Annotated in this window: 17 protein-coding genes, 1 tRNA gene and 1 other RNA gene; all 19 read right to left on the reverse strand. The window is 45.7% G+C overall.

The window, feature by feature from the left end; genetic code table 11:
• Positions 1-117: 117 nt before the first annotated feature.
• Positions 118-191 (reverse strand) — tRNA-Gln (locus PHV44_03990).
• Entirely contained in the window at positions 182-1000 is an 819-nt protein-coding gene (locus tag PHV44_03995) for an LAGLIDADG family homing endonuclease (GenBank protein ID MDD5592448.1), read from the reverse strand. The genes PHV44_03990 and PHV44_03995 overlap by 10 nt, the downstream gene beginning before the upstream one ends.
• A 38-nt stretch (positions 1001-1038) precedes the next feature.
• Positions 1039-2346, reverse strand: a complete 1308-nt coding sequence (gene gltX, locus PHV44_04000; GenBank protein ID MDD5592449.1) for a glutamate--tRNA ligase — start codon at positions 2344-2346, stop codon at positions 1039-1041.
• A complete protein-coding gene (locus tag PHV44_04005) occupies positions 2343-2879 on the reverse strand; it encodes a 2-oxoacid:acceptor oxidoreductase family protein (GenBank protein MDD5592450.1) in 537 nt (178 codons plus the stop codon). The genes gltX and PHV44_04005 overlap by 4 nt, the downstream gene beginning before the upstream one ends.
• Positions 2880-2920: 41 nt before the next feature.
• Positions 2921-3649 carry a thiamine pyrophosphate-dependent enzyme gene (locus tag PHV44_04010; GenBank protein MDD5592451.1) on the reverse strand — a complete coding sequence of 243 codons (729 nt, stop codon included), beginning with the start codon at positions 3647-3649 and terminating at the stop codon, positions 2921-2923.
• Between the two features lie 8 nt (positions 3650-3657).
• The gene (locus tag PHV44_04015; protein MDD5592452.1) at positions 3658-4752 is read right to left on the reverse strand and encodes a 3-methyl-2-oxobutanoate dehydrogenase subunit VorB; all 1095 of its coding nucleotides are present in this window, start codon (positions 4750-4752) and stop codon (positions 3658-3660) included.
• Between the two features lie 88 nt (positions 4753-4840).
• Entirely contained in the window at positions 4841-5044 is a 204-nt protein-coding gene (locus PHV44_04020) for a 4Fe-4S dicluster domain-containing protein (GenBank protein MDD5592453.1), read from the reverse strand.
• Between the two features lie 20 nt (positions 5045-5064).
• On the reverse strand, positions 5065-6918 hold the full coding sequence (gene dxs, locus PHV44_04025) for a 1-deoxy-D-xylulose-5-phosphate synthase (GenBank protein MDD5592454.1): 1854 nt from the start codon (positions 6916-6918) through the stop codon (positions 5065-5067).
• A complete protein-coding gene (locus PHV44_04030; protein ID MDD5592455.1) occupies positions 6918-7157 on the reverse strand; it encodes an exodeoxyribonuclease VII small subunit in 240 nt (79 codons plus the stop codon). Before PHV44_04030 ends, dxs begins: the two co-directional genes overlap by 1 nt.
• Positions 7135-8445 (reverse strand): exodeoxyribonuclease VII large subunit, encoded by a 1311-nt coding sequence (xseA, locus tag PHV44_04035; GenBank protein MDD5592456.1) that lies wholly within the window; start codon positions 8443-8445, stop codon positions 7135-7137. The genes PHV44_04030 and xseA overlap by 23 nt, the downstream gene beginning before the upstream one ends.
• The gene (locus PHV44_04040; protein ID MDD5592457.1) at positions 8426-10252 is read right to left on the reverse strand and encodes a hypothetical protein; all 1827 of its coding nucleotides are present in this window, start codon (positions 10250-10252) and stop codon (positions 8426-8428) included. Before PHV44_04040 ends, xseA begins: the two co-directional genes overlap by 20 nt.
• Before the next feature lie 2 nt (positions 10253-10254).
• Positions 10255-11034, reverse strand: a complete 780-nt coding sequence (locus PHV44_04045; protein ID MDD5592458.1) for a TIGR00282 family metallophosphoesterase — start codon at positions 11032-11034, stop codon at positions 10255-10257.
• A gap of 96 nt (positions 11035-11130) precedes the next feature.
• Positions 11131-12684 (reverse strand): ribonuclease Y, encoded by a 1554-nt coding sequence (gene rny, locus PHV44_04050; GenBank protein MDD5592459.1) that lies wholly within the window; start codon positions 12682-12684, stop codon positions 11131-11133.
• A gap of 74 nt (positions 12685-12758) precedes the next feature.
• Positions 12759-13391 carry a 5-formyltetrahydrofolate cyclo-ligase gene (locus PHV44_04055; protein MDD5592460.1) on the reverse strand — a complete coding sequence of 211 codons (633 nt, stop codon included), beginning with the start codon at positions 13389-13391 and terminating at the stop codon, positions 12759-12761.
• 17 nt (positions 13392-13408) lie between these two features.
• Positions 13409-13828 carry a Fe-S cluster assembly scaffold protein NifU gene (gene nifU / locus PHV44_04060; GenBank protein ID MDD5592461.1) on the reverse strand — a complete coding sequence of 140 codons (420 nt, stop codon included), beginning with the start codon at positions 13826-13828 and terminating at the stop codon, positions 13409-13411.
• A 4-nt stretch (positions 13829-13832) separates the two neighbouring features.
• On the reverse strand, positions 13833-14489 hold the full coding sequence (locus PHV44_04065) for a methylenetetrahydrofolate reductase C-terminal domain-containing protein (GenBank protein ID MDD5592462.1): 657 nt from the start codon (positions 14487-14489) through the stop codon (positions 13833-13835).
• 76 nt (positions 14490-14565) lie between these two features.
• Positions 14566-15897 carry a replication-associated recombination protein A gene (locus tag PHV44_04070; protein ID MDD5592463.1) on the reverse strand — a complete coding sequence of 444 codons (1332 nt, stop codon included), beginning with the start codon at positions 15895-15897 and terminating at the stop codon, positions 14566-14568.
• Between the two features lie 118 nt (positions 15898-16015).
• Positions 16016-16175, reverse strand: a non-coding RNA gene (gene ssrS / locus PHV44_04075) — 6S RNA.
• Between the two features lie 58 nt (positions 16176-16233).
• Positions 16234-18306, reverse strand: coding sequence for a phenylalanine--tRNA ligase subunit beta (pheT, locus tag PHV44_04080; protein MDD5592464.1), 2073 nt, complete (start codon positions 18304-18306; stop codon positions 16234-16236).
• Between the last annotated feature and the right edge of the window lies 1 nt (position 18307).

An 18307-nucleotide genomic window follows, 5' to 3' on the forward strand; every position in this document is an offset into this window, starting at 1 on the left:
CTTGAGGGCATCCTCCCCGACGAAATAGCCGCTATAAACGAAAAGCGCCCTACAGAAGCCTGTAAGGCGCTTGTTGCCACTGCATCACTACCCGGAGTTTCGGATAGTTGTCAACAATGGCTGCCCCCTGTGGATTCGAACCACAATTAACTGGTCCAGAGCCAGTCGTGCTACCGTTGCACTAGAGGGCAATGTAGTTTCTAAAATCTATTATTTCCTTGAATGTATAAACATCGCTTCTTTTTGCTAATCGTATATAATTGCACCCAAATTGCGGCTTGAAACCGAGCTTTATCAGACTATCATAAACGTCTTGTCTTAATTTCTTACAATTATTTTTAAATTCAATAATTCGCGTGTAATTATCTCTGTCTTCGTGAAAACAACCATCGGTTTCAAACAATCCCTTGAGGCATTTAAGAATATACCTCTTATCAGAAAAAATCCAAGAAGGTATACCAACATTATTTCTTATTTTATCTCCGCACGGAAGATTTAATCTTTCACTTATCTTACACTGATACAAATCCACACTTACTGCATTTACATCATTCCGTTTACGTATAGATGGTGATTTATAAAAAACTTTTTTTATAAGAATGCCGATATGTTTTATATATCCTACATCTTTAGAATTACAGGTTATCCTTAAATTTTCTGTTCTTGGATGTTTATTCAAATTGCCATCGCCTAAGACTATCCCGATTAACTCTGCTAGGTTGTTATCTTTTTCTAATTCTCTATACCGTGTTGCGTATTGTAGTTTTCTTTTTATCTGCCAATCGCTGAAATTCCACTCTTTTTTTGCCTTTAACGCCTGAGATAACCTTAATAAACTCGGGTGGTTTTTCTTCGACTTCCCTTTATTCCAAGGAATCAATCCTATATTTGCGCTTGGAAACCGTTTTATAAATTCATGGTAGCGCACCTTATGCTTGTGCCACAAATGTGTTTCAGTAATCCTTCCGAACCCTTGATTACAAAGATTGCATTTTACCATAGCGAACTTTGTCCTACCATTAGACGACAGGGCAAATTCTATTTGGGCTTCTTACCTTTTATAAATTTAGACAGCCTTTCTCTGGTACGCTCCTTGCCTAAATAATATATCACCTCGAATAACCCCGGCCCGATGGTTTTACCGGTGACAGCCAGCCTGATGGGATGGATAAGGGCCTTGGCTTCAATATTCAGCTCTTTGACCAGTTCGCGAAAACACGCCTCAATAGTAATGATATCAAAACTCTCCAGCTTATCCAGCCTTTCTATAAAGAGGCTGAATTCTTTAGACAAATCCTGGGTTAAAAGCTCTTTCTTTGCCTGGGGGTCTATCTTGATATTTTTAACAAAGAAGAAATCCGCCCAGTCCGCAAAATCCTTTAGCGTGGGGAGCCTGCCCTGGAATAATTTTACTAAAGAAGCGATGTAATTTCTATCAAAATTATCTTTTCCGATATATTTTTTCTGTATCAACAGGGGGATTACCTCGTCGGTCAATTGCTGCGTATCCGCTTTTTTCAGATACTGGTTATTAATCCATTTAAGTTTATCCAGGTCAAAGATAGCCGCGGTTTTATTGACGTTTTTGATATCAAATAATTTAATCGCCTCCCGGATATCAATGATTTCGCGGTTGCCGCCCGGGGCCCAGCCTAAAAGCAAAAGATAATTCACCAGCGCCGGCGACAAATACCCCATTTTGCGGTAATCGGAAATGGCGGTAGCGCCGGTCCTCTTAGAGAGCCTGCCGCCTTCCTTACCCAGTATTAAAGGTAAATGCGCAAATTCGGGTACAGGAAAATTCAATGCCTGATAAAGAATAACCTGCTTAGGGGTGTTGGAGATATGGTCGTCCCCTCTTATAACGTGGGTGATACCCATAGTGGCGTCATCTACCACGCAAGCAAAGTTATAAGTAGGGGTGCCGTCGGATTTTATCAAAACCTGGTCTTTGATGTTCTCGGTATCAAACTCAATCAAAGAATGAATGAGGTCATTTATCTTGATCTTCTGTGGTTTGATTTTAAAAATGACGGCCTCGGATTTATCCTTTGATTTTTCTACGTAAGCCAACCCCTGAGCCAGTAATTTCTGCGCATACTCTTTGTAAATATTAAACCTCTGGCTCTGATAATATACCTCATCCCACTTAAACCCCAACCACTCTAAACTGAACAATATTTCATCCAGATATTTCTTTTTGGAGCGCTTTTTATCCGTATCCTCTATCCTCAGAATAAATTTTCCCTCTTTGGCCTTAGCATAGAGCCAGCTAAATAGGGCGGTACGCGCACCGCCTATGTGTAAATTTCCCGTCGGGGAAGGTGCGAAACGGACCCTGATCATTTCAACTTCGCTCCTTCTTCTAATGCCTTCTGGTTAATCTCAATAAGCCCTTTCTTATCCGCTGGCGCGATGGCCTGTATTACCTTTAGGATGCTCTTTAAATCCACCACATTTTTTTTAGCGATAAGACACCCTAGAGCGGCCATATTGGCCACCTTGATATTACCTAACCCTATGGCTATATCGGTAAAAGGATGCCTTAAGACATCCAAATGTTTATCTAATTCTATATCGCTTGCTGCCAAAGAGCTGTTTACAATTACTAAACCTTTATTTTTTATCCTTTCTTTAAATTTCTTTAAAGACGGCCCGTTCATAATAATTAAGGCATCGGCCTTGAGGACATAAGGCGAGCCTATTTCTTTATCAGAGATAGTGACCATGCAGTGGGCTGTCCCGCCGCGCACCTCTGCGCCGTAAGAAGGCAGCCAGGTTACGTATTTATCTTCGCGCATAGCTGCCTCTGCCAAAACCCTGCCCAAAAGCATTATACCCTGGCCTCCTGCGCCCGCAATTATTACCCGTTCAGTCATAGCTTTACAACTAACATTTTAACTTTTAAACATTAAAACAATCATTTAATTCTTCCTAAGGGAAACTCTTTTACCATCACATCTCTCATCCACTCCAGCGCTTTTTTTGGAGACATACCCCAGTAAGTCGGGCAGGGAGATAAAATTTCCACTAAAGAGAAACCCAGATTATCAATCTGGTTCTGAAAAGCGAGTTTCACGGCTTTTTTGGCATTGATAATCTCTTGGGGAGAAGATAAAGCGGCCCGCTCCACATATTTTACTGCGGGTAACAACGCCAACATCTCGGAAATCTTCAAAGGGTAGCCATGAAATTTCGCCTCTCTACCCGCAGGGGTTGTAGCTGTCTTCTGGCCCAATAACGTCGTAGGGGCAAGCTGGCCTCCGGTCATCCCGTAGATAGCATTATTGATGAAAATAACCGTGACGTTTTCGCCCCGGTTAGCAGCGTGTATGGTTTCGTTGGTGCCGATAGCGGCTAAGTCTCCGTCGCCCTGATAGGTAAACACGATATTCTGCGGCCTTACTCTTTTAATAGCGGTAGCCACTGCCAAAGCCCGGCCATGGGCTGCCTCGGAACAGTCAAAATCCCAATAATCATAGGCAATGACTGCGCAGCCCACAGGCGCGACACCAATAACCTTCTCCCTGATCCCCAATTCATCCACTACCTCGGCAATAAGCCTGTGCGCGATACCGTGGCCGCAACCGGCGCAATAGTGGGTTAATATATTCCGTAAAGATTTAGGATACCCGAATACTTTTTGCATCTTAACTTTCAAACTTTCAAACTTTCAAACTTTTTTATAATCTCTTCTTCCGTCGGTACGCCTCCGCCTGAACGGCCAAAGAATTCAACCTTTGCCTTGCCGCAGACTGCTAATTTTACGTCTTCTAACATCTGGCCATAAGACATCTCAATTACTAAAAACGCTAATCGCTTATCGCTAATCGCTAATCGCTGAAATATTTTTTGAGGGAAGGGCCAGAGCGTGATAGGCCGGATTAAACCCGCTTTTTTACCTTCTTTTCTTAATCTCTGCACTACGCTTTTAGCAATACGCGCCATTGTCCCATAGGCGACCAGGATAAGTTTGGCATCATCCAAAAATAAACTCTCAAAACGTTCTTCTTTTCCCTGAATAACCTTATATTTTTCCTGCAGGCAAAGGTTAAATTTCTCTAAGTCGCCTTCCTTCATATAAAAAGATTTCACGATATTCGGGGGCCTGCCTTTAGCGCCTGTCAGCGCCCAATTTTTAGTTGTTGGTTGTTGGTCGCTGGTCGCTGGTCGCTCACTAACGACTAACGACAAACGACTATCGACTAATAAAGGTTCCATCATCTGGCCGAGTATGCCGTCGCCTAAAATAATCGCGGGAATGCGGTATTTATCCGCTAAATCAAAAGCAAGGAACATTAACTCATATGCCTCCTGAATAGAAGAAGGCGCAAGGACTATAGAGCGGTAATCTCCGTGCCCTCCGCCGCGCGTGGCCTGAAAATAATCAGACTGTGCCGGCCAGATATTGCCTAAGCCGGGCCCGCCGCGCATGATATTGACGATTACTGCGGGTAATTCTGCTCCGGCAATATAGGATATCCCTTCCTGTTTAAGGCTTATCCCGGGGCTGGAGGACGAAGTCATTGCCCTTACGCCGGCTGCCGCAGCGCCAAAGACCATATTTATGGCTGCCAGTTCTGATTCTGCCTGAATAAATATTCCGCCTGCCGCAGGCATCTGTCTTGCCATATATGCGGGCAGCTCATTCTGGGGCGTAATCGGATAGCCGGCATAAAAACGGCAACCTGCATCTATGGCGCCCTGAGCAATGGCTTCATTGCCAGTTATTAAAACTTTTGATTTTGACATCTTCGTTATTGCGTTACTTGCGTTATTGGGTTACTTGCGTTTATTTTTTTACGCTATAACGCTATAACCCTATAACGCTATAACGGATTTATTTAAAAACTTCAATACAACAATCCGGACAAATAATAGCGCATAAGCTGCAACCCAGGCATTCTGTGCTCTCTTGGAATTTTACCGGCCGGACACCGAGTGCATTGAAATTTTTATCCACAACAATCAAGCCCTTAGGACAAACACTGATACAAAGCAGGCATCCTTTACATTTATCTTTATTTATAGTTATCTTGCCCATATCCGTATTATATTTATACGCTATCCCTGCAGAACAGATTCAATCTTATCGGCGATACCTTGCGCGGTTAATCCATATTTGGCTAATAAAAGCCCTCTCGGCCCATGAGGGATGAATTCATCCGGTAAACCGATTCTGGTCACCGGCCTGGCCATAGCTTCGCTTACTGCGCTGCCAAACCCACCCTCTGCAATACCTTCTTCCGCCGTAAAAATAAATTTTGCCCTTGAGGCAATACCCGTCAAGAGCCTATCATCTAAGGGTTTAACAAAGCGCGCATTTATTACGGCGCCGGATAAGCCTTTTTCCGCCAATAAACCCGCTGCCTCAAGAGATGGCATCACCATGCTGCCTAAGGCAAGGAGAACAAAATCGTTCCCTTCCCGTAAAACTTCCACGCCGCCCAGTTCTAAAGGACTGGCCGGATAATTAGATGGCGGGATAACGCATTTGGGATACCTTATGACTACCGGCATACCTAAAGTCAGAGCAAATTCCAACATATTTTCTAATTCCGCGGCGTCCTTGGGCGCCATAATTACTAAATTAGGCGCGCTCCTTAAAAAAGCGATGTCAAAGATACCCTGGTGCGTTACGCCGTCCTCTCCGACGATACCTGCGCGGTCAAGGCAGAGGATAATCCCCGCGTTCTGTAATGATACGCACTCCATAATCTGGTCATAGGCCCTCTGTAAAAATGTAGAATATACCGCCACCACCGGCTTAAAGCCCTCCCTGGCAAAGGCCCCGGCAAAACAAACAGCGTGACCCTCGGCAATACCCACATCAAAGAACCTCTCTGGGTATAAATCCCGGAATTTATCCAAACCAGTGCCTTCGGCCATGGCAGCGGTAATGGCCACAATCCGGTTATTATTCTTGGCCAGGTCCAGCAGCTTATTGCCGAAGACATCGGTGTAAGTTTTAGGTTTGGGCTGCGGGGCTTGCGGTCTGCCGCTTGCAATTTCAAAAGAGCCGACGCTATGAAACCTTACCGGTTCATTCTCTGCGGGCGCATAGCCCTTGCCTTTCTTAGTTACTACATGCACTATTACCGGGCCTTTAAGGCTTAAAATATTTTTCAGCCTGGGGATCAAAGTGTTTAGATTATGCCCGTCTAAGGGCCCGAAATAACGAAACCCCAGCTCTTCGAATAATATGCCGGGAACAAATAAACCTTTCAAGCCTTCTTCAAATTTATTGGCAAGCTTTAAGAGCCGGCTCCCTTTGGGGATACGCGATTTGGCAAAACCCTCCAGGGAACTCTTAAAGCGGTTATATATAGGTAAGGAGATAAGTTTATTCAAGTATGTGCTTAAGGCCCCGACGTTAGGGGCGATGCTCAATTCATTAGTATTCAGGATCACCGTAATATCTTTTTTGAGGTGCCCGGCGTTATTCAATCCCTCAAAACATAGCCCTCCGCTTAAAGAGCCGTCGCCGATTACTGCTACTACCTTGAAATATTTTTCTTTCTCTAAACAATCCCTGGCACAGGCAAGGCCCAAGGCCAAAGATACGGCAGTTGAGCTGTGGCCGGTAGTAAAGGTATCATACGCCGATTCCTCGTGGCTGGGGAAACCGCTTATCCCCTGGTATTGGCGCAAGGTAGCAAAATCCTTATTCCTCCCGGTTAAAATCTTGTGGGCATAAGACTGGTGTCCGACGTCCCAGATGATTCTATCGCGGGGTGTTTCCAAACAATAATGTAAGGCGATGGCTATTTCCACTGCCCCCAGGCTTGAGGCCAGATGGCCGCCGGTACGGGAAGCCACAGCGACGATTCTCTGCCTGATCTCAACGGCTAATTGAGATAGTTGTTCCGGGGAGAGTTTCTTCAGGCCTTGGGGAAGGTTAAGGGTTTCTAAATACATTATTTCTCGTTTAGAGGCGGCTCTTCAAATTTTTCTAAAGAATATTTTCCTTCTTTTTTCATCAACAATTCAACCTTGCGCTGCGCCTCATTTAAGGCAGCTGAACAGCCCTGGGCCAATTTTATACCCTCTTCATATTTCTTCAACGACTCACCCAGCGTCAGCTTCCCGCCGGAGAGTTCTTCGACTATCTTCTGCAACTTTTTGATATCATCCTCAAAGTTTTGTTTTTCTCTCATCTGTGATTACCTCCTGAACCGAGCTTAAAAATGCCCCTTTCGCCAGAATTGTTTTGATCAGGTCTTTAGGTTTAAGTTCGGATACATCTTTGATAATCCTGCCTTCGGGCATTAAGCTACTGAGGCTATACCCCCGCGATAATACTGCCAAGGGGCTTAATGCCTCTAACCTCTCAACAAAGGAATTAAATTTTTCTTTGGCCATATCCAGGGCATGCCGGATATGCGAGTCCATTCTGCTGGTTACTTCATCCAGTAATTGCTGTTTTTCTAAGAGCCTGTCTAGAGGGCTCTTCAACATACCCTTGAGGGTAGTAAGGGTATCCCTTAAATGGTAAAGGACATCATAAAGGCGCGCATTCAACTCATATCTATAACTATCCAAATCGGCAAGCAGGGCGTTCTTCTTGTCCACTATCACCTTTGCCGCGGCTGAAGGCGTCTCCACAAAGACATCAGCAACCAAATCAGAAAGGGTCACATTTATCTGATGGCCCACTGCTGAAATCGTCGGTATCCGGGAATTATATATGGCCCTGGCGACTATCTCCTCGTTAAATGACCAGAGGTCTTCTGTGCTGCCTCCTCCCCTGCAGATGATGAGCGCATCCACCTGCCTTCCCGCATTTTGCGGGATCCCGCCTTCACCCTTATTCGTCTGGCGGGAGAATTGATTAAAGTCATCCACCGCCTCGGCTATTTCTTTCGCGGCGCGCTCTCCCTGGACCCTTACGGCACGGATCACGACATCTGTGCAGGATGAACCTTTTCTAAGTATCTGTAATATATCGCGCACTGCTGCGCCTGCGCTAGAGGTAACTATGCCGACGCGAAAAGGCATCAGAGGAAGTTCTTTTTTGTGCTTGGGGTCAAATAACCCTTCTTTGAACAACTTATCCTTCAGTTGCTCAAAGGCTAACTGTTGCGCGCCTATGCCTTTAGGCTCAATCTTCTCTACAATTAACTGGTATTGCCCGCGCGGGGCGTAAACCTCAATTCTACCGAAACAGATAACCTTGAGGCCGTCTTCGATTTTAAATTTTACGGCCTTATTCGCATTCTTAAACATCGCCGCCGCAAGCAGCGCGCCTTCGTCCTTAAGCGTAAAATAAAAATGGCCTGAAGGATAAGCCTTAAAATTTGAAACCTCTGCCTCTATCCAAACCTCGCCGAAGGTATTCTCCAGGATTATTTTGATGTCCCGGGTGACTTCAGAGATAGTATAGATGTGCCTGCCTTTTTCAGGAGTTGCTTCTGAAGCGAAAAGGTCAGTTATGGCTTTGGGCATCTTCTTTGCTTGCTTGTGCGCCAGCAGGAATAACGTTTTCTGCCTTTACTCCGGCTGGCGGCTGCGGCTCAGCAGCGCCCTCGGGTTTCCTGGCCAAAATAATCATCTCTACTGAATAAGGGCTAAGGTTAAGGGCCTCCTGATAAGGGCCGGATAAATTGAGCTCTTTTTTTTCTGCCGGAGTGAATGCGCAGTTTTTAGCACAGGATGAATCGACGGCGTATCTTTGGTATAAATAATCCCCTTTGATATTTTTAATACTTACATTCAGCTTGCGCGCTTCGGACTTAAATTTCGCGGCTTTATCATAGAGTTCCTGCGCCTTCTTCAATAAATTTTTTAGCTTAACGGTTGCGCGCAGCTTAGAAATCTCTAACTGCCGCTGCATAATCTTATCCAGCTTGTCTGTGGTTATCAAATTAAGGAGCGCCTTGCGTTCTGCACCGTTAAGGGTGGCGATATTGCGGGATAGATAATTCCTGCTTATTTCCGGATCGATATAATTATAGACGATAATAGCCAGGCCATCTTGCGTCTTGGTGGCAACCGTATTCACAAATTCATCGTTAGTTTTTAAAGAGGGTGCCGTGAACATATTGCTTCCTAGGCCGGAGAGCATCCTGAAAACATTATATGTGGCTTTGGGCGCGCCTTTGTACCCGGAGGCCTCGGAATCAAAACTAAAGACGCCCACATTCCTGACCACACCTTCTTTATTGTCCTGGAAATCCTCCAGGCAGAAATAAAGCTGATAATTAATGCCTGCTTCATACATATTCTTGACGCGGCTCAGGATATAACTGGCAGCGATAAAAGATTTTTCCTGCCTCTCGGGCAATATGTTAGCGCTGGTATCATAATTCCATTCATCTACTAACAAGGGGGTGTCCTTATTAAAATTAAAATAAGAGAGCCATTCCCGCACCAGCTTAGCGGCTGTCTTTTTATAGCGCGTAGTTTCTTTTTCCACCTTGGGGTCAGTAGAATAAGCATGCCAGGTGATAAAATCCAAAGGCAGATGATAACGATAACAAAACTTAATCAGTTCGTAAATAAGGCTTCTTTCGGGTGTGATAATGCTGTTGGCATCAAAGTCCTGGAACCACCAACTTACTGACGGGCCACCTACGGGTATATAAATTTTTGTTTCAGAAGTCAGCTCTTTTGCGCTCTCGGCTACCGCCCGGTATATATTAAGATATTCCTGCTTCCTGCCCAGAAAGAAATCGTCCAGGTCAGGGGCGCTCCAGACCTCATACCAGACATTATACCTTTTATCGCAGCTTAAACTCTTCATCTGCTCTTTAATCAGTTCTTTAAAGACCTTAAAATTCCACGGCGGGCTCTTCTTATCCAGGGCCTTACCCAAACCCGGAGGGGTACTGAATATATCCAGGATAACTATGCCGCCGGCATCGGTTATCCGTTTAATGATATCTTCATAATTGGCCAATAATTTAGCCTGGGCGTCTTTATCTTTGGCGAGCTGTTTTATCTCCCACAGGTTATATTGCAGGCGGTAGATATTGCCGAACCCTAAGTCTTTTTCCCAGGTGTCCAAGGCCTCGGCTGCAGAGAGCCCCTGCGGCCAAGAAGTATGACGGTGAAAGCCCCGGCCGCTTAAATCAATATTAGGCCTGAAGATCTTTGGTAAAGGTATGGTCGCGGAATTAGCGTCTAAGGTAAACTCCAGGTCTTCGGCCTGCTGGGCAAATAAGCTGTAAGCTGTAAGCTGTAAGCTGTAAGTAAAGAGAAAAAACAAAACAACTTTAAGAACTAATGACTTGTGACTTGTAACTTTATGCATCTTTAGAGTTTTCTCTGTATCCTGACAATCGATTTTGCCTTACCTGTTGATTCGTTAATCTCAACAACTACGCCTTGTAATTGAACATCGTCCGAAGCTACCTCAAATCTGACGGGAACGCCGGTAAGGAATCTCTCTAAAACATCCTCTTTTCTTCTGCCGATAACCGAATCTAATGGCCCGGCCATACCCACGTCAGTAATATATGCAGTGCCGCCGGGTAAGATTTTTTCATCCGCAGTCTGTATATGCGTGTGCGTGCCTAAAACCGCAGAGGCCTCTCCATCTAAATACCAGCCCAAGGCTACTTTTTCCGAAGTTGCTTCGGCGTGGATATCGACGATGATTACCTTTGTATCTTTAGCCAAGGCCTCTATCGCCTGGCGCGTAGTCTTAAAGGGACACTCCAGCGCCTCCATAAAAACCCTGCCGTTTACATTAATCACCCCTATCTTAAGGCCGTTTTCTAACTTAAACAATCCCCAGCCCCTGCCGGCTACGCCACTGGGAAAATTAACCGGCCTTAAAATCCTCTCCTCCTGGCCAATAATTTCGAATATCTCGCGTTTTTTCCAGATATGGTCTCCTGAGGTCAGCACATTAACCCCTGCCTGAAATAACTCTTCGGCAATCTTTGGGGTGATTCCGGAGCCGCCGGCGGAATTTTCGGCATTGGCGATGACAAAATCCAGGTTGAATTCTTTTTTCAAGCCAGGTAACAACTGCTTAACTGCCTCTCTGCCAGGATTACCGACTATGTCGCCTATGAATAATATATTCATAAATTACACCTAGTTTTTTGAGTTTGTTGAGTTGCTTGAGTTTGTTGAGTTAAACTCAATAAACTCTACGGACTCAATAAACTCAATGAACTAAATTTATTTTGCGTATTCTATCGCTCTTGTTTCTCTAATCACGGTAACTTTAATCTGCCCGGGGTACTCCATGCCCTCTTCTATTTTCTTGCGGATATCCCGCGCCAGATTCACCGCATCGCTGTCCGAAATCTTTTCGGGTTGGACAATAACGCGTATCTCGCGCCCTGCCTGTATGGCAAAAGATTTTTCCACGCCCTTAAAGAGATTGGCAATGGATTCTAACTTCTCCAGCCTCTTGATATATGTCTCCAGCGTCTCTCGGCGCGCGCCCGGACGGGCAGCGCTGATGGCATCCGCTGCTACTGCCAATACCGCATAGAAACTTTTCGGCTCTATCTCTTCGTGATGCGCCTCGATACTAAATATAACCTCGGGGGATTCGTTAAATTTCTTAACCAGGTCAGCCCCTAACTTTGCGTGCGTGCCCTCTATCTGATGGTCTATGGCTTTGCCGATATCATGCAAGAGGCCTATCCTGCGCGCCAGTTTAAAGTCCAACCCCAACTCTGAAGCCATCACCCCTAATAAGAAGGCTACTTCCTTGGAATGCTGCAGGGCATTCTGCCCAAAACTGGTGCGGTATTTCAGGCGGCCGATGAGCTTGATTAACTCCGGGTGCAAATTATCCACTCCTGTCTCAAATGCCGCGTGCTCGCCTTCTTCGCGTATCTTCTCATCCATCTCCTTCTTGGTCTTTTCCACTATCTCTTCAATCCGCCCCGGGTGAATCCTTCCGTCGCTGATTAATTTTTCCAAACTCAGCCGCGCTATCTCCCGGCGCACGGTATCAAAAGCAGACAAAGTCACTGCCTCAGGCGTATCATCAATGATTACATCTACGCCTGTGGCCATTTCCAGGGCGCGGATATTCCGGCCCTCCCTGCCGATAACCCTGCCTTTCATATCGTCGTTAGGCAAGGCGACCACGCTTACGGTCGACTCCACGGTGTGCTCGGCGGCGCATCTTTGGATGGCGAGGCTGACGACTTCCCTGGCCTTCTTGTCCATAATGCTGCGTAAATCCTCTTCTTGCCTCTTGATAAGTACTGCCTTCTCGGAATTTAACTCCTCATTCAGCCGGCTAAGCAGGATCTGCTTTGCCTCTTCGGCCGAGAGAGAAGCGATCTTCTGCAATCTTTCTTTTTCTTCCGCAATGAGCGCGTGCAACTGGCCGTCTTTCGCCTTTACTGCCTCTTCCTGTTTTCTAATGTTCTCCTGCCTGGCCTCGGTTTCTTTTTCTTTTCTCTCTAAGAGTTCAAGGCGGCGTTCGATGTTTTCTTCTTTCTGGGTGAGCCTCTTCTCGGAATTCAATATCTCCTGGCGCCTGTCCTTGGTCTCGCGCTCAAAATCCTGGCGCATGCGGTATAAAAGGTCCTTCGCCTCCAGTTCTACTTCCCGGCGCTTATCCTGCGTTTCTTTCTTTGCCTGCTCTAATATCTGTTTCGCCCTGGCCTCGGCATCCTGGATTTTTTTCTCAGCGACATACCTCCTGAAAAAATAGCCCAGGCCTACCGAGATTAAGGCGATAGCTATAAATATAATGATATTCAACATATCTAACTTGACCTCCCGTCTTAAAAGTAAAGTTTTGTTTAAAGAGGAACTAAAAATCGCGAAATGAAACGGAATCAGGCAAAGAGGACTCTGTCGACGCTTCTATCCGTCGCTGTGGCGGGTATATCAGGTAAGATTTGGAAGTCAAAGGCCAGGCCAATCGAGGCTATATTACACGGCAGCTCTTTCAAGAGAGAGTCATAACAACCCTTGCCTCTTCCTAAACGACGGCCCTCTCTGTCAAAAGCTACCCCCGGCACAATTACAAGGTCTGCATCTTCTAATCTAACAGGCTTTTTAATCGCAGGCTCCAGCACGCCATAAGGGCCCTTTTTAAGCCTAGCCCTATCTGATAACAGGCACGGCATAACCTTATTGCTGCCCTTGGCACAAACAGGCACCGCGACTATCTTACCTAATTTTTTTGCTTCTTTTATCATATTTGCCGTATTAACCTCGCCATCAAACGCGATATAGAACATCACTCTTTTTGCCTTAATAAATTCCGTGCTTCTAAAAAGTTTATCCTTTATCAGATTACTCTTTTTCTCTCGGTTCTCCTCCTTCTGTAATTTGAGTTTCAAGAGAATTTTACTACGGATTTGCTGTTTTGTCAATCCCTCAGAACAACCCCGATAAATGCTGTTTCTTCGGGATTGACACTGAGGCGATTCCGCATTATGCATGGCCGCCGAATGTGTCAACATAACAACTTTACGCGAAATTAATGGTGTTCGTGTTCAGGGATATCAAAATCAACAGCCTTACCCTGTTTCTGGTAATAATCCTTTATCGCTGACTTCAGGGCCTCCTCAGCCAAGACAGAACAATGCATCTTAATCGCCGGCAGGCCTCCCAGCGCCTCGGCTACGGCTTTGTTGGAAATCTCTAACGCCTCTTTGATGGTTTTTCCTTTAACCATCTCAGTGACCATCGAGCTTGTACTTATGGCCGCTCCACATCCGAAAGTCTTAAACTTGGCATCCACGATAATGTCATTCTCTACCTTAATAAACATCTTCATCACGTCCCCGCAGATCGGATTTCCGACGGTGCCAATGCCGCTGGCATCAGGAATCTCTCCCACATTCCTGGGGTGTAGAAAATGGTCCATTACTTTTTCCGAATAAGGTTGCCCTGCCATCTGTCTATTTTTTCGTCAGGATTAGCTTATGGGGTTTAGTTGTTTTCTTAAAATCTTTGGCTTCCTGAATTTTCTTAAAGCCCCCGAGTTTATTTCTTTTCTCCAGCTCTTTGTAGATTAAAACCCAGGCGCAATCTTTCTCCTGGTCCACTTCGCATTTACCTTTATTCATCCCGCCGCAAGGGCCGTTCAAGAGGCCTTTGGCGCAGAGCGTAATGGGACAAATCCCTCCTGTAATATCCAAGACACATTCACCGCATAAGGAGCATTTTTCATAGAAGCCACCCTGGCTATCCATTACGGCGCCAAAGAGGCTGTTACACGCCGGAAAAACTGCAAGTTCCAGCCGGTCATTATCTTTTACCGACTGCGTACCTAAGCCGCAGGCCAGGACTAAAATTGCTTCTGCCTCCCGCAGGGATTTGATATTTTTGGCTAACTCAGTTTTTATCTGGCTGGCCGCGCAGGGGGCGCTGGGGATGCACATACCTACTATGCTTTTACCCTGGGCTTCTAATTCGGTTTTCATATGGTTGAGTTCATCCTGGCCGCCGGTCTTACAGGTAGTGGCGCACTCGCCGCAACCCACCAGGAATATTTTGGTATATCCTTTTAAGCTATCTATAATCTCCTGAAATGGTTTTTGCTCTGTTATAATCATTTCTTCTCCTATCCAATATTAAATTCTATCATACCTGTATGGATCGCTCAAGAAAAATTAAACGGGAATTGTTTGCCTATGCATCTTTAGCGGGTCCTGTCTTCTGATTAGCGTGCAACTTCTCCAGGCGCTGTTTAATCTTGGCCTCGTAGCCGATATCCGTAGGCGTGTAGTATTTAACCTTTCCCCTGGTGTATTTTTGTTTTACATAATGATCCGCATAATCATGGGCATATTTATAGTCTTTGCCGTGGCCGAGGGCCTCGCCATCTTTTGTGCCGTCTTTTAAGTGGTCGGGCACTTCCTGGACTTTTTTACTCTCCATATCTTGCAGGGCTTTATCAATCGCCAGGTAACTGGCATTAGATTTGGGCGCGCAGGAGACATAAATACATGCCTGCGCCAAAACAATGCGCGCCTCCGGCATGCCCACAAATTCTGAGATTTGTAAAGCCGCGTTTGCCAAAACTAAGGCCAGCGGGTCGGCATTACCCACATCCTCTGCCGCCAAAATACAAATCCGACGGGCGATAAAACGCGGGTCCTCGCCGGCATAGAGCATCTTGGCCATCCAGTATAAAGCCGCATCGGGGTCTGAGCCGCGCATGGACTTGATAAATGCCGAGGCAGTGTCATAATGGGCGTCTTCATCCTTATCATAAACAACGGGCTTTTTCTGGATAGATTCACCGGCTACTTCTAAATTAAAATTGATAAAGCCATCTTTGGATTTAGGCGTAGTGAGCGCGCCCACTTCCAAGGCATTGAGGGCCCTGCGCGCATCTCCCTCGCAGGCCTTGGCTAAAAACGCCAGTGCCTTTTTTTCGATTTTGATTTTAAGGCCGCCTAAACCCCTGGTTTTATTTTTTAAGGCAGAGGCGAGTATGGTTACAATTTCGTTTTCCTTCAGGGATTTCAGCTCAATTACAATTGAACGCGATAAAAGCGGCGAGGCCAGGGAAAAGAAAGGGTTGTGCACGGTGGCGCCGATGAGGATGGGGTTACCCTCTTCCACATCAGGCATGAGCACATCCTGCTGGGCCTTATTAAAACGGTGTATCTCGTCGATAAAAAGTATGGTCTTATCGCCGGTTGAGGCTTTTTTGTGCTTGGCTTGGGCAATAACCTTTCTTAATTCCTCGACATTGGAGGTAGTGGCGTTTATAGCCGTATATCGAGCCTTAGTAATGTGGGCGACGCACCAGGCAAGGGAAGTCTTGCCTACTCCGGGAGGGCCGTATAATATCAGGGAGCTGATGCGGTCTGCTTCAATCGCCCGGCGCAGAAGTTTACCTTTGCCTAATACATGCTCCTGGCCGATGAATTCCTCAAGGCTCAACGGCCGCATGCGCACTGCCAGGGGAAGGTCTTTATCGTCGACTTTCTTTTCTTCTTGGAATAGGTCCATGACAAATCACTATTAATCCAACGCCCATCCTCCTACGCCCTTGGAATTTACAAGTAATAGTTATGGTGGGCTTCGGAGGATTGAATTCGCCCATAACAGATAGCTGGCGAATTCAAAAAAAATCCCCGCATGTGCCGTTGGATTGGAAGGTTGTGAACCGGTTTCTTTACAAGTGGGTGCTTTCCCCTTGGCGCCTAAACGCTCAAGAGAGTTAAGCTCCCTTTATAGTGGTGTTGGTTCACCAATTATCGCACACCCAACGTGCACGGCAGGGATATCGAAAAGAACGCTTTTATCTACAAACAAAGTATAGCACATTATGTAAAAAAATCAAGGCTATCTGATCTGGGCGCCAAATCTGTCTTTTAAAAACGCGCAGATCCCGGAATGTAAAGGCGTGATTTCTGTTTCGGTTAAGGTGCGTTCCTCTCTGCGGTAAAAACAGGATAGAGTAAGCCCTTTAAAACCGGGCTGGATCTGTTTACCTTTATAATAATCTATCACCCTCACTTCCCGAAGCAGGGGCTCGCCCTGCTTTTTTATCGCCTCTAATATATCACCCGCGGCAACCTCTTCTTTTATAATCAGGCTGATATCCCGGGATATACCCGGATATAAAGGAAGGCGGACAAATTTTTTCTCCAACTCAACATCAGATAAGAATTTATCTAAAGATAATTCTGCGGCAAAAACATCTTTGTTTTTTATATCCACACTGTCTAAAATCTGCTGGGGCAGCTTGCCGAGAAAACCCGCCCTTTCTCTACCCACATTTATAGCTATCCTGCCGTTATCCATTGCCTGAAAATTATAGGCCCTGATACCCAGGCGCGCCAAGACGACCTCGATAGCTCCTTTTAAATGCAGGAGCCCGGTATCGTCTTTTATTGAGCCCTCCTCCAGCAATAAAGATTTCGCCCCGCAAAGGGCAATACCTAAATACAACTCTTCTCGCGGCCCTGAAGAAGATTTTGTAAACACCTTGGCCACTTCAAAGATATTCACGTAGTCCTGTTTCTGATTCAGGTTATGGGCCACGCAGAGGCTGAGGCTCGGTATAAGCGTAGGCCTTAAAATTTCCTGTTCCCTGCTTAAGGGGTTGAGAATTTCTATGGCCTCATCAACCTCTTGGCCGGTGAAATGCCGGAGCAAATCCTTATCTATGAGGCTATAGGTAATGACCTCGTTTAAACCTAAACCCGTAAGGACATTTTTTATTACAGAGACTAAACCTCTTGGCTGGCCAGAAGTTACCTGGGGGCTGGCCTGAGGTAGCGTCTGCGGTATTAACCCAAAGCCGTAGATCCTGGCGACCTCCTCAATTAAATCTATCTCTGAATTCACATCAGGCCGGTGCGAAGGAATCCCTACCTGAAAAGTATTTTTGGCCCCTCCCCTGGCCTTAAACTCTAAGCTATTTAAAATTTTCCTGGCCTCAGCAACCGTAATCTTGGAACCTAAAATCTTATTTACAGTAGATACGCCTAACTTAATATTTTTCCTCTGTGCTTTGGGTAGGCCCGAGCGCTGCGCTAACGCACAGCCGCCGCCTGCTAATTTCCGGATTAAGTCTACTGCGCGCCCAGACGCTCCTTCTACTATTTGCGTATCTACGCCCCTTTCAAACCGATAAGAAGAGTCGCTTTGTATCCCGAGTTTCTGTCTGCCCCGGCGCACGATAACAGGATTAAAAACCGCTGCCTCTAAAAGGATGTTTTTTGTCCCCTCAACTACCTCTGTATCTTTACTGCCCATTACGCCGGCGATGGCGATAGGTTTGCCGGTTTGCTTATCGCTTCCAGACGCAATGACTAAAACTTCTTCGCTAAGTATTCTTCTTGCGTTATCTATTGTAATTATATCTTCGCCATTTTTTGCTCTTCTAATAATTATTTCTAACGGGCTAACAGGCAAACCGGATAACGGACTAATAATTTTATCCAAATCAAAGGCGTGCAAAGGCTCGCCGTAAGTAAATAAAATATAATTGGTAATATCAACAATGTTATTCACGCTGCGGCACCCGATGAGTTCCAGCCTTTTCCTTAACCAATCCGGCGACGGGCATACTTTCACATCGCGGATGATTTTAGCTGTATAAAACGGGCAGTCTTTCTTATTCTCGATTTTAATAGAAACGATCCCACCATTTCGAGTCGTTGGTCGTTGGTCGTTGGTCGTTGGTAATTTCAACTTTTTACCGGTAATGGCAGCAACTTCCCTAGCAATGCCAATTATGCTTAAGCAATCCGGACGGTTAGAAGTAACTTCTATCTCAAAAACAGAGTCGCCTTCTTTCTCTTCTAAAGAAGTTACCTCTAGGCCCGCCATAGTAAGCTTATCCGCCAGGGCCTTAGGCGCAATTTTAATCTCTACAAAATCCTTTAGCCAATTATAGGTTACTTTCATC

The organism is Candidatus Omnitrophota bacterium (genome assembly GCA_028717245.1).
Classification (GTDB): Bacteria; Omnitrophota; Gorgyraeia; order Gygaellales; family Profunditerraquicolaceae; genus JAGUYA01.

Bases quoted from the DNA above. Each gene is read 5' to 3' on its own strand.
- PHV44_04010 (MDD5592451.1), bottom strand. From the start codon at position 3,649: ATGCAAAAAGTATTCGGGTATCCTAAATCTTTACGGAATATATTAACC.
- PHV44_04055 (MDD5592460.1), bottom strand. From the start codon at position 13,391: ATGTTGACACATTCGGCGGCCATGCATAATGCGGAATCGCCTCAGTGT.
- pheT (MDD5592464.1), bottom strand. From the start codon at position 18,306: ATGAAAGTAACCTATAATTGGCTAAAGGATTTTGTAGAGATTAAAATT.
- PHV44_04015 (MDD5592452.1), bottom strand. From the start codon at position 4,752: ATGTCAAAATCAAAAGTTTTAATAACTGGCAATGAAGCCATTGCTCAG.
- PHV44_04065 (MDD5592462.1), bottom strand. From the start codon at position 14,489: ATGATTATAACAGAGCAAAAACCATTTCAGGAGATTATAGATAGCTTA.
- PHV44_04005 (MDD5592450.1), bottom strand. From the start codon at position 2,879: ATGACTGAACGGGTAATAATTGCGGGCGCAGGAGGCCAGGGTATAATG.
- PHV44_04040 (MDD5592457.1), bottom strand. From the start codon at position 10,252: ATGCATAAAGTTACAAGTCACAAGTCATTAGTTCTTAAAGTTGTTTTG.
- PHV44_03995 (MDD5592448.1), bottom strand. From the start codon at position 1,000: ATGGTAAAATGCAATCTTTGTAATCAAGGGTTCGGAAGGATTACTGAA.
- PHV44_04045 (MDD5592458.1), bottom strand. From the start codon at position 11,034: ATGAATATATTATTCATAGGCGACATAGTCGGTAATCCTGGCAGAGAG.
- dxs (MDD5592454.1), bottom strand. From the start codon at position 6,918: ATGTATTTAGAAACCCTTAACCTTCCCCAAGGCCTGAAGAAACTCTCC.
- xseA (MDD5592456.1), bottom strand. From the start codon at position 8,445: ATGCCCAAAGCCATAACTGACCTTTTCGCTTCAGAAGCAACTCCTGAA.
- rny (MDD5592459.1), bottom strand. From the start codon at position 12,684: ATGTTGAATATCATTATATTTATAGCTATCGCCTTAATCTCGGTAGGC.
- nifU (MDD5592461.1), bottom strand. From the start codon at position 13,828: ATGGCAGGGCAACCTTATTCGGAAAAAGTAATGGACCATTTTCTACAC.
- gltX (MDD5592449.1), bottom strand. From the start codon at position 2,346: ATGATCAGGGTCCGTTTCGCACCTTCCCCGACGGGAAATTTACACATA.
- PHV44_04070 (MDD5592463.1), bottom strand. From the start codon at position 15,897: ATGGACCTATTCCAAGAAGAAAAGAAAGTCGACGATAAAGACCTTCCC.
- PHV44_04030 (MDD5592455.1), bottom strand. From the start codon at position 7,157: ATGAGAGAAAAACAAAACTTTGAGGATGATATCAAAAAGTTGCAGAAG.
- PHV44_04020 (MDD5592453.1), bottom strand. From the start codon at position 5,044: ATGGGCAAGATAACTATAAATAAAGATAAATGTAAAGGATGCCTGCTT.